Here is a 17,236-nt window from a genome sequence, read left to right as displayed (position 1 = left end):
TTTTACTTGGCAAAAGTAAGTATAATAAAAGTCTCTGCAAGGTGATTCACAAAAAATAACAAAATGTTACAAAATAAACATTTTGTAAAAAAACCGCCTCTTTAGAAGGCGGTTAAATTAGACTTAGTGTAGCGGTATTATATTTATTTATTTTTCAATAAATCTCTGATCTGTATCAATAATTCTTCCTGAGTTGGTCCGACCGGAGGCGGTGGTGCAACATCTTTCTTTTTAGCATGGTTCATCGCTTTAATGATCAGGAATAAAACAAAAGCAACGATAATAAAGTTAATTACTGCCGATAGAAACAATCCGTACTTTACACCTCCAAAAGCGGTTAATTGTTCAATTGTCGACAAATTCGCAGCATCTAAAGCCGGTTTCAACAACAATGGCGTAATTACATCTTCAATAAATGAGCTGACAATTTTACCAAAAGCAGCTCCAATGATCACCCCGACAGCCAGGTCAACCACGTTGCCTTTCATTGCAAATTCCTTAAATTCTGAAAAAAATCCCATATCGTATCTGTTTATATTTATAATAAGTGAAACCCGAAAATACGCAATTTTCTTGAAATTTCTTAAAATTATCTAAAAAATACCCGTTTTACTCGTTGCGAAATACTGGTCATAATCTCGTACGGAATTGTTTTTAAAGCTTCTGCCATCTCAATAACGGTTGGGCTTTCGCCAAAAATAATTACCGGATCACCTTCTTTGCAGTCAATTTCTGAAACGTTTACCATCAGCATGTCCATGCAAACACTACCTACAATGGGTGCTTTTTGATTTTTTATGTTTACAAATCCAACTTCATTTCCCCATAATCTGGAAATTCCGTCTGCATAACCAATCGGGATTGTGGCAATTTTAGTTTCTTTATTTGCCATAAATCGGCGTCCATAACCTACGCTGTCTCCTGCAGGAATATTGCGGACCTGAGAAATAATTGATTTTAAAGTCCCAACGTTTTCCAGATATTTTTGTTCTGCCGGATCGTTGGAAACACCGTACAAACCGATTCCTAAACGTACCATATTGTATTGAGAATCCGGAAAATTACTGATTCCGGAAGTATTTAAAATATGTCGAATTGGGTTTATATTTAATTCGTTCATTAATCGGGAAGACAATTTCTCGAATAATGCAATTTGTTTATTGACAAAATCATAATGTTTTGGATCATCGCTTGTAGCTAAATGCGAAAGAATACTTTGAACCCGAACGGTTGAATTTCCTTTTAATGTTTCAATCAATTCTTCAATTGTATTTTCTTCAAAACCTAAACGATGCATTCCGGTATCGATCTTAATGTGAATTGGGAAATCTTTGAGTTTCTTTTCCCGGGCGATTTTCAAAAACGCATTTAAACCTTTTATGCTGTAAATTTCAGGTTCTAATTGATATTGTATGATTGATGGAAAACTAGTCGATTCCGGATTTAGAACCATAATCGGCAATTTTATACCGCCATTTTTCAATGATATTCCTTCATCGGCGAAAGCCACACCTAAATAATCTACTTTATGATGTTCTAATAATTTTGCGATTTCCAGTCCGCCATTTCCATAACCAAAAGCTTTTACCATTACCATCATTTTGACATTTGGAGCCAGTTTTGATTTAAAATAATTGAAGTTATGACTAATGGCATCCAGATTAATTTCAAGAACTGTTTCATGCGTTTTCTCTTCCAATAGCGAAACAATTTCTTCGAACTCAAAAGACCTTGCTCCTTTTATTAAGATTGTTTCGTTTTGAAAATTCAAACTTTCAATAGATTGTATAAAAGCAGCTGTATTTTGAAACATTTGGCTGTTTGGAAATTTAGCTGCAAAAGAAGAAATAGTTGCTCCAATACCAATTACACGATTAATTTTATTATCCACAATTAACTGTGCTACTTTAGAATACAATTCTTCATTCGAAAAACCGCTTTGGAAAATGTCTGATAAAATAACTGTTTTTGAGGCGTTTTTTTTCGTTTGACTCTCCAAGAAGTCCAAAGCAATTTTTAGTGATTGAAAATCAGAACTATAACTATCATCAATTATACTGCAATTGTTAATTCCGTTCTTCACTTCCAAACGCATTCTAACGGGATACAACATCTCAATTCGGTTTTGAATCGTTGTTTGATCGTATTTGAAATGCAGTAAAACCAATAGGCAAGAAATCGCATTTTCTATAGAAGCCGAATCGCTAAACGGAATTTCTAAAGCAAAAGTTTCATTTTGATATTGATACTGAATATTGGTGTGATCGTTTTTACTTTCTTTCTTTAAAATAAAAACATCGGCACTTTTATCTGTAAAACTCCATGAAAAAAGTTTTCGCGGATGCATCATATATTCTGCCGCAAACTGCGTGAGACACGAATCTACAACTTCTGTTTTTTGATAGATTATTACTGGACAGTCTTTAAACAAAAGTAATTTTTCATCAATCTTTTGTACTAAATTTAAAAATCCTTCATCATGAGCAGAACCAATATTGGTTAAAACACCAATATTAGGCTTAATGATTTTCTCCAGTTTTGCCATTTCATTAACTGTAGAAATTCCAGCTTCAAAAATCCCTAAATTGTGTTTTTCATTAATTGCAATTACTGAAAGTGGCACACCAACTTGAGAGTTATAGCTTTTAGGACTTCTAATAATATTATAATCGGGGCTTAACAAGAAATTAAGCCATTCTTTTACAATGGTTTTTCCGTTACTTCCTGTCAATCCGATTATGGGAAAATGAAAAAGATTTCTATAATATGCGGCAAATTCCTGTAAGGCATCAAGCGTATTCTCGACAACAAGAAAATTAGCTTTTCCCGGCAATTCTTTTGGAATGTAGTGCACAACAAAATTCTGAACTCCTTTTTCTATTAAATCAGGAATAAATAAATGAGCATCGTTGTTAACTCCTGTCAAAGCAAAAAACAAGGTTTGAGATCCGTTTTGAAGAGAACGGCTGTCTATTGAAATATGATCAATGAAAACATCATTTTCCAGACCTTCACATTTAGCGTTAAGTACTGAAATCAGGCTTTTTAAGTTTAGGCTCATTTGGTAATATCTTTTTTTCAAATTTAAAAAAAGGTTTGCCACGAATTTCCCAAATTTTCACAAATTATTTTTTTAATAGTTAAATGAATTGGTGAAAACTCGTGTAATTCGTGGCAGAAAACATTTATTGAGTATATTTGTTTTTACACCATAAATTTCCTCGTTTTGAAAAAAATACTTCCACTTTTCTCCTATATATTACATCCGATTTTTATATCGCTTTATGCCACTTTATTTTATTTGTTCTGTAAAGAAGATCTTTTCAGTACGCAGGAAAAATACTTTGTTTTATTGCAGATTTTGGTCATTAATGTAATAGTGCCTATTTTGTTTTATCTGTTGCTTCGATCAACCGGACATGTAAAATCAATTATGCTGAGTCAGACTTCAGAGCGTACTATTCCGTTAATTTTACAGTGTTTTTTGTATATTTTACTGGTAAAAAGAAGTATTGTAATTACCCGTTATCCGGAACTTCATTTCTTTTTTCTGGGAGCTTTGTTTAGTGCAATTCTGGCTTTGGTTTTTGCTCTTTTTAAAATAAAAGCGAGTTTACATATGGTTGCCATCTGCGGTTTTGCCATTTTTGTGATTGGTTTAAACATTCATCTTCAAATGCATAATCCGTACTGGCCGGCTTTACTGATTTTGTTATCGGGAATTGTGGCTTCATCACGCTTAGAAATGAATGCGCATACTTCCAGAGAAATATTGATTGGTTTGTTTGTCGGGATAATGCCTCAGCTTTTGTTTTTATATTTGTGGCTATAAAATATAAAAAATCAATCCTGCATTTAAAGTTTTCATGTTGATTTTTTCTCCAGACAAAGTGGTCGCAGAATTAAACAACGGACTTAAACCATAATAAAGATATACGTTCCAAGTATTATATCCTGCAGCCAAATAAGGGCCATACTGAAACTTATTGATATCCTTGTTATTATTAATTTTATAATTGTTTTCACCATCATCTAAAAGAGAGGTGCTCGAAAAAATATAACTCAATTTTACACCACCATAAATACGCCAGAATTTAGTGCTTTCGTAGGTTGAATTTCGCCATCTGAATTCTATTGGAAGATCTATGGAATATTGTCTGTAACGGTTTGAAACAAATTCACTGGAGTTATTTACTCCGTATATAATTGCTCCTTGCCCATCTCTTGAAATCGTTAAATTCTGATTATAATTTTGATAACTTAATCCCAATCCGGCTGCAATTGCAACTGTTCTGGATTTATTAACCGGCATATCACGAAGAAAACCTCCGGAAAGACCCAAAGAAAATTTATTCTGTTTAAAGTCAATTGGAATATCGGTAAACATATTATAAGTAACCGAAAAATAAAACTGATCTTCCCGATACAAAGAATCTATTTTTATTACCGGTTTTACTTCAGGTTTAACCTCTTCTTGTGCAAAAGAGCTGAAAAAAGTGAGTAAAAACAGGCAGCTAAAAATAATTCGCATATCGTAAATTTGGTTTTATAAGGAAGTTATTTAAACAAACGCTTTTGGGAGCTTATTTATTTTATATACAAATATACTATAATGCTTTTTTTAGCAACGATAAGAAATACAAATATTCTTATTTTAATTGCTAATAAAAATAATCGTTGCATATTTTTCAATAAATCAGCTGAAAACGGTAAAAAATAAATGAATTTTCTTTTTATGTTTTATACCTTTGCAGGAAATGAAGAAAAAACAGCTCATATTAAGTCTTTCGTTTGCTGTCACAATATTGTTCTCGATATTGTTTCAGTCCATACACAGTTATGAGCATATTGTAAAACAGCTTTCAGAAAAGCAGTGTCATCATAATTACAATGATCCTAATGGCGAAATAACGCATCAGCATCATGATTATGACGTTTGTTTTGTTTGCCATTTTGCTTTTGAATCGTTTATTGTTCCGCAAAATTTCTCTTTTCAGTTTTACTATTTCAACAGCGATATTCCTTATTTCTTTCCGCTGTCAGAAAAGATTTTTTCTATTCCAAAAAGCGCTTATTTATTGCGCGGACCCCCTGCTACTATAGTTTCTTAAGTTTTCTATTTTAGAAAAAATCAAATTTCTTTTAATTTAAATTCATGCAGCAATGAGTTTTCTAATCCTGTTTCTATAATCGGGATCAGAATGCTTTACTGTTTGCTTTGGTTTTTCATTCGAAAGAAAAAAATCAATTTAACTATAGCATCATTTTCAAATGAAAAAATTTATAATTGCCCTTATTTTAGGGTTCTCGGGCATTCTATCTGCTCAAAATTCGGTTTCTGGTACTGTAACCGATAATCAAAATAATCCATTACCTGGCGTTTCTGTATATGCACCTGAAATTCACAAAGGAACAACTACAGATGCAAACGGGAAATATGAATTAAACAATCTTCCAAACGGAAGTCTTAGACTTGCTTTTACTTATGTTGGCTACGCTAATCAGAATAAAACTATCGTAAAATTACTAAAACAGAATACTTTAGACATTACACTTGAAGAATCTATCTTAGAAATGGATGAAGTAGTGGTTTCTACTCCATTCAATAAATTGCAATCACAAAATGTAATGAAAATCGAGCACGAAAGTATCAAAACATTACAGCAAAAAGGAACCTCAACTTTAATTGAAGGTCTGGCTACAATTCCCGGAGTTTCACAGATTTCGACTGGAACTTCTATTGGAAAACCTGTAATTCGTGGATTGAGCGGTAACCGTGTTTTAGTATATTCTCAAGGTGTTCGTATCGAAAATCAGCAATTTGGAGACGAACATGGTTTAGGTTTAAACGATGCCGGAATCGAAAGTGTTGAAGTGATTAAAGGGCCAGCTTCTTTATTATACGGTTCCGATGCTTTAGGTGGAGTTTTATACTTTAATCCTGAAAAATTTGCTGATGCAGGCGATTTTAAAGCAAATTTCAGTCAAAAATATTTTACCAATACACAAGGAAGCAATTCTTCAATCGGATTAAAAACATCGACAGACAACTGGAAATTCTTAGCTCGCGGAAGTTACAATACGCATTCTGATTACAAAATTGCTGACGGAGATCGCGTAACGAATTCACGTTATAACGAAACCGATTTTAAAACCGGAATTGGATACAGCAACTCTACTTTTTCTAGTGTTTTAAGATACAATTACAACAAACTGGATATTGGAATTCCGGAAGACGGAATTGCAGAACAATCTTCAAGCAAAGACACTCAATTTCCAAGACAAGGAATTTTCAATCATTTATTGAGTTTAAACAATGTTATCTTTTTTGAAAACTCTAAACTGGATGTTGATTTGGGTTATATTGCCAATGACAGAAGCGAATTTGAAGACAGCAACGAAGCTTCTCTTCACATGAAACTGAATACTTTCAATTACAATGCAAAATATCATTTTCCTAAACTCGGAAAAATTGAAACAATTGTTGGTGTTCAGGGAATGCATCAAACCAACAAAAATTCCGGTGAAGAGTATTTAATTCCGGATGCTACAACTAATGATTTTGGTGTATTTGGAACAGCTAACTACGAATGGAACAACAGTGTTTTACAAGCCGGATTGCGTTTTGACAATAGAAACGTCAATTCAATAGCTCACGGAACTGAAGGTGAAGAAGGTTATTTCCAGGCTTTGGATCGTTCTTTTGACAGTTTTAATGCTTCTTTAGGCTATAAAACAAAATTGGCTGAACCGTTGACACTTCGTTTAAATGTTGCTACAGGATTTAGAGCGCCAAACTTAGCTGAATTAACTTCAAACGGTGTTCACGAAGGAACTAACAGATACGAAATTGGAAATGCGAATCTGAAAACAGAACAAAACGTTCAGACCGATTTAAACTTAGAATACAAAAATTCGCACTTTGAATTCTTCGTAAACGGATTTTACAATCATGTAAACAATTATATCTACACTTCGCCAACTGGAGAAGTTTTAGAAGACAATGATGTTTTTGCTTATGTTCAGGATAATGCACAATTGTACGGTGGTGAAGTTGGTCTGCACTTTCACCCGCATCCTTTAGACTGGTTGCATTTTGAAACAAGTTTTGAAACGGTTACCGGAAAAAAGGACAATGACGATTATCTGCCTTTAATTCCTGCAAATAATTGGAATAATACGCTTAGAACTGAATTTAATATCAAAAATTGGTTAAGTGAAGGTTTTGCTTCGCTAAATGTTTCTTCAACTTTTAGCCAGGATAATGTAAGTGGTTTTGAAACTGCTTCAAAAGGCTATACTTTGGTAAATTTAGGTTTTGGAGGAACTGTTAAATTAGGAAAAACGGCTTTTGACATTAACCTAAACGGAAACAATTTATTTGACAAAAAATATATTGCACACCTTTCAAGACTGAAAACAGACGGCATTCCAAACATTGGTAGAAATATCGTTTTGGGAGTTAACTTCAACTTATAAAATTTTATTTAACCGCAAAGAGCGTAAAGTATTGCGCAAGGTTCGCTAAGTTTTATTTTATAAAATAACGATTAAAAGGATCTCGCAAAGACGCCAAGTCGCAAAGAAATTTTAAAACTTTTCGCTTCTGCGGCTTTGCGAGATTAATTTTGCGTGCTTTGCGTAAACTCTTTGCGCACTTTGCGGTTAATGATATAACAATCTCACAAAAAGTACTATTTTTGTTACAACAGATAAAAACTAACTATGAAAAAAACATTTTTATTAATGGCAATTACAACTGCAGGAATTTCATTTGCACAAAACAAAATCAAATATCCCGAAACCAAAAAAGGCGAAACTGTTGATGTATATTTTGACACCAAAGTAAGCGACCCTTATCGTTGGCTTGAAGATGATAAATCTGCCGAAACCGGAGCCTGGGTAAAAGCTGAAAACGAAGTAACTTATGCTTATTTAGATAAAATTCCGTTTCGTGAGGAACTTAAAAAACGAATGGAACAACTCTGGAACTATGAAAAAATTGGTGCTCCGTTTACAGAAGGAAAATTTACTTATTACTCTAAAAACAACGGACTTCAGAATCAATCTGTAGTATACAGAAAAGGAAAAGATGGAAAAGATGAAATTTTCCTTGATCCGAATACTTTCTCTAAAGACGGAACTACTTCACTGGGTGGTTTAAATTTTTCTAAAGATGGAAACAAAGCTGCCTATTCTATTTCTGAAGGCGGAAGTGACTGGAGAAAAGTTATTATTATTGATGCTATTTCTAAGAAAGTTTTGGAAGATACTCTGGTTGATGTAAAATTCAGTGGCGTATCGTGGTACAAAAACGAAGGTTTTTACTATTCCAGCTATGATAAACCAAAAGGAAGTGAATTGTCTGCCAAAACAGATCAGCACAAATTATATTTCCACAAACTGGGAACTTCTCAAAAAGACGATAAAGTAATTTTTGGTGCCGATCAGAAAAGAAGATATGTTGGCGGTTATGTTACAGAAGATGATCGCTATTTAATTATTACTGCGGCTAATTCAACTTATGGGAATGAACTATATATTAAAGATCTGACTAAACCAAATAGTCCAATCGTTACAATTGTAGATAATTTCAATAGTTCCAATTCTATTATTGAAAATGAAGGCAGTAAATTATTTATAGAAACCGATCTGAATGCACCGAATGTACGTGTGGTTACTGTAGATGCTAATAATCCTAAAGTAGAAAACTGGAAAGATTTTATCAAAGAAACAGAGAATGTTTTATCTCCTTCAACTGGTGCAGGGTACTTTTTTGCCAATTATACAAAAGATGCTGTTTCGTTTGTACAACAATATGATTATAACGGAAAATTAGTTCGTGAAATCAAACTTCCTGCTGTGGGAACAGCCGGTGGTTTTGGCGGAAAAAAAGAAGAAAAGATTTTATACTACAGCTTTACGAATTATACAACTCCGGGAAGTATTTATTCTTTTGAACCAAAATCAGGTAAATCTGAAATTTATCAGAAACCAAAAGTGGATTTCAAAAGTGAAGATTATGAATCCAAACAAGTATTTTATACTTCAAAAGACGGTACAAAAGTTCCTATGATTATTACTTATAAAAAAGGAACAAAACTAGATGGTAAAAACCCAACAATCTTATACGGTTACGGCGGATTTAACATCAGTCTGACTCCATCCTTTAGTATCGCAAATGCCGTTTGGATGGAAAACGGAGGAGTTTATGCTGTTGCCAACTTAAGAGGTGGTGGTGAATACGGAAAGAAATGGCACAATGCAGGAACTAAGCTTCAAAAACAAAACGTATTTGATGATTTTATCGCTGCTGCTGAATATCTAATTGCTCAAAAATATACTTCATCAGATTATTTAGCTATTCGCGGAGGATCAAATGGAGGATTATTGGTGGGCGCAACTATGACACAGCGTCCTGATCTGATGAAAGTGGCTTTACCTGCAGTTGGAGTTATGGATATGCTCCGCTATAATGCCTTTACAGCAGGCGCAGGATGGGCTTTTGATTACGGAACGGCTCAGGACAACAAAGAAATGTTCGAATACTTAAAAGGATATTCACCGGTTCACAATGTTAAAAAAGGAACACATTATCCTGCAACAATGGTTACTACAGGTGATCATGATGATCGTGTGGTTCCGGCACACAGTTTTAAATTTGCTTCTGAATTGCAGGAAAAACAAACAGGAGACAATCCGATTTTAATTAGAATTGATGTTAAAGCAGGTCACGGAGCAGGGAAATCTGTTGCAGCAAGCATTCAGGAGAATGTAGACATTCAGGCTTTTACGCTTTACAATATGGGTTTTAAAGCTTTACCTAAGAAGTAAGACTTTAAACTGATTTTTTTAGCCACGAATTACACTAATTTCCACGAATTTAAATTGTGAGAAATGTGTAATTCGTGGTTATTTTTTTGCCACAGATTAAAAGGATTAAAATGATTTTAATATCTATGTGTTTACTTTAGTAATCTGTGAAAATCCTTTTAATCTGTGGCAAAAAAAAAGAATTCGTGGAAATTAGTGCAATTCGTGGCAAACCTTTTTTAAATTTGAGAAAACTTAAAACTTAAACCATGAAAATTATAAAATGGGGAATTATTGGCTGTGGAAATGTAACCGAAGTAAAAAGCGGACCTGCTTTTCAAAAAGCACCAAATTCTGCTTTAGTCGCTGTTATGCGCCGGGATGCTGCCTTAGCAGAAGATTATGCCAAACGTCATAATGTTCCGAAATGGTATTCCAATGCAATTGATTTAATAAACGATCCTGAAGTTGATGCTGTTTATATTGCGACTCCTCCATCCTCTCATAAAGAATATACTATTTTATGTGCCAAAGCTGGAAAACCAGTGTATGTAGAAAAACCAATGGCTTTAACTTTTGAAGAGTGTAACGAAATGATCAGTGCTTGCAAAGAACACAATGTTCCTTTGTTTGTTGCTTATTACAGAAGAGCTTTACCTCGTTTCTTAAAAATAAAAGAATTAATTGACAAAGGTAAACTTGGAACTATAAGACATGTAAATTGTGTTTTATATCATCCTTTTGAAGCTCGTTACGATGACGAAATCAATCTTCCGTGGACAGTGCTGCCGCATATCTCAGGAGGTGGAATTTTTGTTGATCTGGCTTGTCATACTTTAGATTTCCTTGATTTTGTTTTAGGGCCAATAAAATCGGTTCGCGGACATGCAACTTCTCAATTAATGGCTTATCCTGCAGAAGACTCGGTTTCTATGTCATTCTTATTTGAAAGCGGAATTCATGGATCCGGTATTTGGAATTTTGCCAGTTTTGAGCGTTATGATAATACCGAAATTGTAGGAGACAAAGGAAAAATATCATTTTCTACTTTTGGAAATGATCCGATTCATATTCAATATGCAAATGGAGAAAAAGAAAGTATTACAATTGAAAATCCGTTACATATTCAACAACCTTTTATAGAAACTGTAATGGCTGAACTTTTAGGAAAAGAAAATGCTTCTCCATCAAAAGGTGTTTCTGGTTCAAGAACGACCTGGGTTATTGATCAGGTTTTAAAGGAGTTTAGAAAGTCTTCTAAATAATATGAATTGCCTCCTGCTTTAGCTGGAGGAATTAAAATTTCAATAAGCAAAGGCTTTAGCCAAAAAAATGTTCGGCTAAAGCCCTTTCCCTTCCAAATCTATTAAAACCTCCAGCTAAAGCAGGAGGCAATTCATAGAAAATGATTTAAAATAAAAGAGGATATTCTTTCGAATATCCTCTTTTTTAAAACTATAATAACGGAATAAAATTATAGGCTGTATTTGATACCTAATGTTAATCCTAAACCTGAAATTCCAACGTAAGAGCTTAACTCGTCCATTTTATCATTTGGTCTTGTTGTATCTGTTAAATCTGTTGTAGTTGCTGTATTTGGATTAAACAAAGCATTATTAGAATTTGCATCTAATTTCTTATGATAGTTTGTATATCTCTGAGATGTATTTCTAGTTGCTAAAGCATCCACTCCATTTACAGTGTATTCTGTAGTTTCTTTACTTTTTCCATGAACAGTAAAGTTTCTATACTCTAATTCAGCAAAAGCAGAAATATGTTTTCCTAATTTATAAGATGTTCCTAAAGCCGCCATAAATCCAATAGTTGGATTTGGTTTAACCACGTCTTTAGAATAAATATTATTTTTTGCTACTTGAGTAGTACCAGAATATGATAAAAGCTCTCTATCTGTTTTAATATCTAATGTACCGTGAATTGGAACAATAACTCCAACTTTAGTATATGGTTCAAATCCATGTGCTTCTCCTAAAAACATTACAATAGAAGGCGCTAAATCAAATGCTTTAATCTGTCCTTCAGCATTAAAACTAATATATGTTGCAACATTATTAGCCGCATCATATCCATAAAGTCTATCTACTGTCTGAGCCATAGTCTTACTATTACTGATGTAATAATTTGCAGACATCTCAACTCCTAAACGAGTAGAAAAACGGTAACCAGCAGTAATACCACTTCTAAAACCTTGTCCAAAAGAACCAGTTATACTTTCTCTTGAAACTAATTTATTGTTTGTCAAAGTACCAGAATAAATATCTCTATTAGGTGCTTGTCCTCCTACCTCTGGAAACTCAGTAGAAGCTGTTTGGTTAAAATAAGATCCCCCTAATTTAAAATACCAGCTTTCTGGTTTGTCCGCTTTCTCTGTTTGCGCCATCATGTTCATTGAGCAAACTAATAATCCTAATAAAAATAGGTTCTTTTTCATAATTTTGATTTAATTGATTTATACAAACTTAGAACATTAAACACATTCTTACAATTTGTAAAGTTAGACTTGGAACGAAATCGTTGTAATTTCGGGCAATATTACTAAAAAACTATTATGCATGCATATTTTTAACAGAAAAAATTAACATGTGTTTAAATTTTAACTGTTAATTTTTTAGTTCAATTTAAAATTAATCTGCATTTTCTCCAATTCCTGTAACAATTCTGCCGAAATTTTCACCTTAATACGACGGCTAGGCATCGTTAATTTGGTTACTACTTTGATTTCTTCAACTTCATTTACTTCTTGAATCTTAGTGTCCTCCATTGCACTATCCTCATTTTCATTTTCAGCTCCAAAATCAGCATCTTCAGCCTCAAAATCGGTTGGTGTTTCCACCTCAACCAACTTCTTGATTTTTTCTAATTCCATGATTTCAAAAGTCACCGAATTATCCCCCTTGTTTTCAGCAAACAAATGACTTAGTTTATGAATAAATTCAGGATGAAGATCTTTAATATTTAAAAGAAGAATCAGTTTTTTAGCGAAAGCTTCTAAAATATCCTGCAGCTGACGAATCTCAACAAACTGCATTCTAGGATCGGACTTTTTGCCTGTATCATGATTTACCCAACCGTCTTTTATCATAATTTTCAGGAAAGCGAAATTGTTCTGAATCAGAAAATGGCGGAACTTTAAATATTCTTCACCAAAAATCTTAAACTCATAACTTTCGTCATATCCTTCTAAATTGAAAGCTGCCCAACCTTTTCCATTTTTAGCTACACGATGCTGTACGTTATTGATAATTCCGGCAAACATCAGGTTTTTTCCAACATATTCGTTCATGCTTTTCAGCGATTCTAAACGAGAATTACAGAAGTACTTCATCTCAAACCTAAAATCATCAAGCGGATGTCCGGAAATATAGATTCCGACAACCTCTTTTTCTTTTGCCAGTTTTTCCATCGTACTCCAGTCTTCACATGGCGGTACAACTGGTTCCGCAATCTGTACTTCACTGGTTTCTCCAAACAAACTTACTTGTGAAGAGTTTTCATTTTCCTGAAATTTAGATCCGTAACGCATTGCTTTTTCATAAAAAGTAATTCCATCACCATCGTCATGGAAATATTGTGCTCTGGTTGTTCCTTCAAAAGAATCGAAACCTCCTGCCAATGCTAAATTTTCTATCGCTTTTTTATTGGCTGCACGCAAATCAATTCGTTTTGCCAAATCAAAAATCGATTTATATCTTCCGTCTTTTCGGTTTTCTACAATCGTTTCTACAGCTCCAGAACCAACACCTTTGATCGCTCCCATTCCGAAACGAACGGCATATTCATCGTTTACCGTAAATTTATAGTACGATTCGTTTACGTCTGGGCCTAAAACCTGTAATCCCATACGTTTACATTCTTCCATGAAGAATGAAACTTGTTTGATATCGTTCATGTTATTCGAAAGTACCGCTGCCATATATTCTGCTGGATAATGCGCTTTCAAATAAGCCGTTTGGTAAGCAATCCAGGCATAACAAGTCGAGTGTGATTTGTTGAAGGCGTAACTCGCAAAGGCTTCCCAGTCTTTCCAGATTTTCTCCAGAATCTTGGCGTCGTGACCTTTTGCAGCCGCTTGCTCCACAAATTTCGGCTTCATTTTATCTAGTACGTCTTTTTGTTTCTTACCCATCGCTTTACGCAAGACGTCGGCCTCACCCTTTGTAAATCCTGCCAAAGACTGAGACAAAAGCATTACCTGCTCTTGGTAAACCGTAATTCCGTAGGTTTCTGATAAATATTCGGCACAGGCATCTAAATCGTATTTGATTTCTTCATCGCCATTTTTTCTTCGAACGAAAGACGGAATATACTCTAAAGGTCCCGGACGATACAAGGCGTTCATGGCAATTAAATCTCCAAAAACAGTTGGCTTCAGATCTTTCATGTATTTCTGCATCCCAGGTGACTCGTATTGGAAGATTCCAACGGTTTCACCTCTTTGGAAAAGCGCATACGTTTCTTCATCATCGATTGGAAAAGTATCGGGATCGAGTTCAATTCCCGTTCTATATTTTACCAGTTTTACGGTATCTTTTATCAGCGTAAGGGTCTTCAGACCCAAGAAGTCCATTTTCAGCAATCCGGCACTTTCTGCAACGGAGTTGTCGAACTGTGTTACATATAAATCTGAATCTTTTGCGGTTGTTACAGGAACATAATTAGTAATATCCGATGGCGTAATGATAACCCCGCAGGCGTGAATTCCCGTGTTACGCATCGATCCTTCAAGGATTTTTGCCTGCTGAATGGTTTCTCCTGCCAAATCATCTTCATTGGCAATCGCGATTAACTCTTTGACATTATCAAATTCATCAGAACGAAGGGCCTTTTTAACTTCCTCCTCACTCTCGGAAATAAAACGCGCCAAATTCCATTTTGACGGCATCATTCCCGGAATCAATTTTGCAATTCTATCGGCTTCAAATAATGGTAAATCCAATACACGAGCCGTATCACGAATTGCCGATTTGGTTGCCATTTTACCATATGTGATAATCTGTGCTACCTGTTTTTGACCGTATTTGTTGATTACGTATTCCATTACACGTCCACGACCCTCGTCATCAAAGTCGATATCAATATCGGGCATCGATACACGGTCAGGATTTAGGAAACGCTCAAAAAGTAAGTCGTATTTAATTGGATCAATATTGGTAATTCCGAGGCAATACGCAACGGCAGAACCCGCTGCAGAACCACGTCCTGGTCCTACCGATACATCCATTTTTCTAGCCTCGGCGATGAAATCCTGTACAATCAAGAAATAACCCGGATAACCTGAGTTTGAAATCGTCATTAATTCAAAATCCAAACGTTCCTGAATCGATTCGGTAATTTCGCCATATCTTCTTTTGGCACCTTCCATAGTAAGGTGTCTCAGGTATTTATTTTCTCCACGTACACCACCGTCTTCTTCATCTTCGGGAACCATAAATTCGTCAGGAATTTCGAATTTCGGAAGCAATACATCTCGATACAATGAATATCCTTCCACCTTATCAATAATTTCCTGAATATTGATAATGGCTTCTGGCAAATCAGCAAAGAGTTTTTTCATCTCGTCTTGCGACTTGAAATAATATTCCTGATTTGGAAGTCCGTAGCGGTAACCACGTCCACGTCCAATTGGTGTTGCCTGCTTTTCACCATCTTTTACACAAAGTAAAATATCGTGCGCATTGGCATCTTCTTTATTTAAATAATAAGTATTGTTAGTAGCGATTAACTTTACATCGTGTTTTTTAGAAAACTCGATCAGGGTTTTATTTACACGATTCTCATCTTCCTGATTGTGGCGCATTACTTCCAGATAGAAATCTTCGCCAAATTGTTCTTTCCACCAAATCAACGCTTCTTCGGCTTGGTTTTCACCAATGTTCAAGATTTTACTCGGAATCTCTCCATATAAATTCCCAGACAAAACCATGATATCGCCTTTGTATTGCTCGACAATCTTTCGGTCAATTCTCGGAACATAATAAAATCCATCAGTATACGCAATCGAAGCCATTTTAGCCAAGTTGTGATAACCTGCTTTATTTTTAGCCATCAAAACAACTTGATAACCATTGTCTTTTTTACTTTTATCTAAATGATTTTCGCAGATATTAAATTCACATCCTACAATTGGTTTTACTTCGGTTTCTGTTGGTTCTTCACCAGCTTCAACCAGAGCTTTGTTTTTTCCAGATGCTGCTTTGTTATGGTTCATAACGGCACTCACAAAATGGAAAGCTCCCATCATGTTTCCGGTATCGGTCATGGCAACGGCAGGCATTCCGTTTTTGGCTGCAGCCGCAACAATATTCCCAATCCCGATAGTCGATTGAAGAACCGAAAACTGCGTATGATTATGCAAATGCGCAAATTTTGCTGCTTTAAAATCGGCTTTATCTTCTTCTGAAACAACATTTTGCTGCCCTTCTCCAGCTAAAGCTTTAAGCTGTTCTCTGATTTTATCAGAAGCTGCTTTTAAATTGATATGTTTTAAACCAATTAATTTAAAAGGCTCTGGATTTTGTTCTTGAAAATCTTTGAAATATTCCTTCGGAACGTCTAATTCTTCTTTTGTAAAAACTTCTCTTCTAACCAATTCTAAGAAACAACGCGTAGTTGCCTCAACGTCGGCAGTTGCGTTGTGCGCTTCCGCGAAAGGCTGATCGAAAAGATAGCTGTGTAATTCGGTCAAAGTTGGAAGTTTGAATTTTCCTCCACGACCTCCAGGAAGCTGTAATAACGAAGCTGTAACTTCGGTACAGGTATCCAAAACAGGCATAGAGCTCATTTGAGATTCAACTCCCATTCTATGGAATTCGGCTCCCATAATATTCACGTCGAAACCTAAATTCTGACCAACAATAAATTTGGTTTTGCTTAAAGCAATATTGAATTTCTCTAAAACTTCGGCCAAAGTGATTCCATCGGCTTCAGCCAATTCAGTTGAGATTCCGTGAATACGCTCGGCATCATATGGAATATTAAATCCTTCTGGTTTTACCAAATAATCCTGATGCTCGATAAGCTGTCCCATTTCGTCATGAAGCTGCCACGCAATCTGTATACAGCGAGGCCAGTTATCAGAATCGGTTATTGGGGCATCCCAGCGTTTTGGTAATCCGGTTGTTTCGGTATCGAATATTAAATACATAGAGTTGTAAAAGTCAAGTTTTGATGTCCAAAATTCCAAATCTTACATATTGCAAAACATTGACAACATGAAACATAACAAAATGTGAAATGAAAAATCGGAGGAATTCAAATTTACGCTTTTTTTAGAGAAATAAAGAAGCGAAAGTTGTTAACAAAAGCATTTTTAACATGATTATGAAAGAGCGACAAAAACCTTAAAAAATCATTTATTTTCTCTTAAAAACTTCAATTATTCATTTTGGATACTCATTAAACCAAA

10 protein-coding genes are annotated in these 17,236 nt (G+C 34.8%); 5 read left to right on the top strand and 5 right to left on the bottom strand.

Annotated features, from left to right (window positions below; genetic code table 11):
• Window positions 1–143: 143 nt before the first annotated feature.
• Window positions 144–521 (bottom strand): large conductance mechanosensitive channel protein MscL, encoded by a 378-nt coding sequence (gene mscL / locus HYN56_RS06730; RefSeq protein WP_109191472.1) that lies wholly within the window; start codon window positions 519–521, stop codon window positions 144–146.
• Window positions 522–589: 68 nt separating this feature from the next.
• Window positions 590–3,061 carry a bifunctional UDP-N-acetylmuramoyl-tripeptide:D-alanyl-D-alanine ligase/alanine racemase gene (locus tag HYN56_RS06725; RefSeq protein ID WP_109194740.1) on the bottom strand — a complete coding sequence of 824 codons (2,472 nt, stop codon included), beginning with the start codon at window positions 3,059–3,061 and terminating at the stop codon, window positions 590–592.
• 165 nt (window positions 3,062–3,226) lie between these two features.
• Between HYN56_RS06725 and HYN56_RS06720 the strand changes: the two genes are divergently transcribed.
• Window positions 3,227–3,832, top strand: coding sequence for a hypothetical protein (locus HYN56_RS06720; RefSeq protein ID WP_240622663.1), 606 nt, complete (start codon window positions 3,227–3,229; stop codon window positions 3,830–3,832).
• Here the strand turns inward: HYN56_RS06720 and HYN56_RS06715 are convergent.
• Window positions 3,827–4,531, bottom strand: a complete 705-nt coding sequence (locus tag HYN56_RS06715) for a porin family protein (RefSeq protein WP_109191471.1) — start codon at window positions 4,529–4,531, stop codon at window positions 3,827–3,829. The two genes, HYN56_RS06720 and HYN56_RS06715, sit on opposite strands and share 6 nt — an antisense overlap.
• A gap of 226 nt (window positions 4,532–4,757) precedes the next feature.
• Between HYN56_RS06715 and HYN56_RS06710 the strand changes: the two genes are divergently transcribed.
• From HYN56_RS06710 to HYN56_RS06695, 4 genes are all read left to right on the top strand, one after another.
• On the top strand, window positions 4,758–5,111 hold the full coding sequence (locus HYN56_RS06710; protein ID WP_167398282.1) for a hypothetical protein: 354 nt from the start codon (window positions 4,758–4,760) through the stop codon (window positions 5,109–5,111).
• 160 nt (window positions 5,112–5,271) lie between these two features.
• A complete protein-coding gene (locus HYN56_RS06705; RefSeq protein WP_109191469.1) occupies window positions 5,272–7,479 on the top strand; it encodes a TonB-dependent receptor in 2,208 nt (735 codons plus the stop codon).
• A gap of 246 nt (window positions 7,480–7,725) precedes the next feature.
• Complete coding sequence (locus HYN56_RS06700; RefSeq protein WP_109191468.1) at window positions 7,726–9,834, top strand: prolyl oligopeptidase family serine peptidase; 2,109 nt, start codon at window positions 7,726–7,728, stop codon at window positions 9,832–9,834.
• A gap of 248 nt (window positions 9,835–10,082) precedes the next feature.
• Window positions 10,083–11,078, top strand: a complete 996-nt coding sequence (locus HYN56_RS06695) for a Gfo/Idh/MocA family protein (protein ID WP_109191467.1) — start codon at window positions 10,083–10,085, stop codon at window positions 11,076–11,078.
• Window positions 11,079–11,287: 209 nt separating this feature from the next.
• Here HYN56_RS06695 and HYN56_RS06690 read toward each other — a convergent pair whose 3' ends face one another.
• Window positions 11,288–12,262, bottom strand: a complete 975-nt coding sequence (locus HYN56_RS06690) for an outer membrane beta-barrel protein (protein WP_109191466.1) — start codon at window positions 12,260–12,262, stop codon at window positions 11,288–11,290.
• 177 nt (window positions 12,263–12,439) lie between these two features.
• Window positions 12,440–16,975, bottom strand: coding sequence for a DNA polymerase III subunit alpha (dnaE, locus tag HYN56_RS06685; RefSeq protein ID WP_109191465.1), 4,536 nt, complete (start codon window positions 16,973–16,975; stop codon window positions 12,440–12,442).
• Window positions 16,976–17,236: the final 261 nt, after the last annotated feature.

The sequence above is a fragment of the Flavobacterium crocinum genome, assembly GCF_003122385.1.
GTDB classification, from domain to species: Bacteria; Bacteroidota; Bacteroidia; order Flavobacteriales; family Flavobacteriaceae; genus Flavobacterium; species Flavobacterium crocinum.
The sequence above is the reverse complement of the archived record's forward strand: the minus strand, read 5'-3'. Positions and strand labels throughout refer to the sequence as shown.

What these genes read in the sequence shown, in the direction of transcription:
- mscL (WP_109191472.1), bottom strand. Translation starts at nt 521, where the DNA reads ATGGGATTTTTTTCAGAATTTAAGGAATTTGCAATGAAAGGCAACGTG.
- HYN56_RS06725 (WP_109194740.1), bottom strand. Translation starts at nt 3,061, where the DNA reads ATGAGCCTAAACTTAAAAAGCCTGATTTCAGTACTTAACGCTAAATGT.
- HYN56_RS06715 (WP_109191471.1), bottom strand. Translation starts at nt 4,531, where the DNA reads ATGCGAATTATTTTTAGCTGCCTGTTTTTACTCACTTTTTTCAGCTCT.
- HYN56_RS06710 (WP_167398282.1), top strand. Translation starts at nt 4,758, where the DNA reads ATGAAGAAAAAACAGCTCATATTAAGTCTTTCGTTTGCTGTCACAATA.
- HYN56_RS06705 (WP_109191469.1), top strand. Translation starts at nt 5,272, where the DNA reads ATGAAAAAATTTATAATTGCCCTTATTTTAGGGTTCTCGGGCATTCTA.
- HYN56_RS06700 (WP_109191468.1), top strand. Translation starts at nt 7,726, where the DNA reads ATGAAAAAAACATTTTTATTAATGGCAATTACAACTGCAGGAATTTCA.
- HYN56_RS06695 (WP_109191467.1), top strand. Translation starts at nt 10,083, where the DNA reads ATGAAAATTATAAAATGGGGAATTATTGGCTGTGGAAATGTAACCGAA.
- HYN56_RS06690 (WP_109191466.1), bottom strand. Translation starts at nt 12,262, where the DNA reads ATGAAAAAGAACCTATTTTTATTAGGATTATTAGTTTGCTCAATGAAC.
- dnaE (WP_109191465.1), bottom strand. Translation starts at nt 16,975, where the DNA reads ATGTATTTAATATTCGATACCGAAACAACCGGATTACCAAAACGCTGG.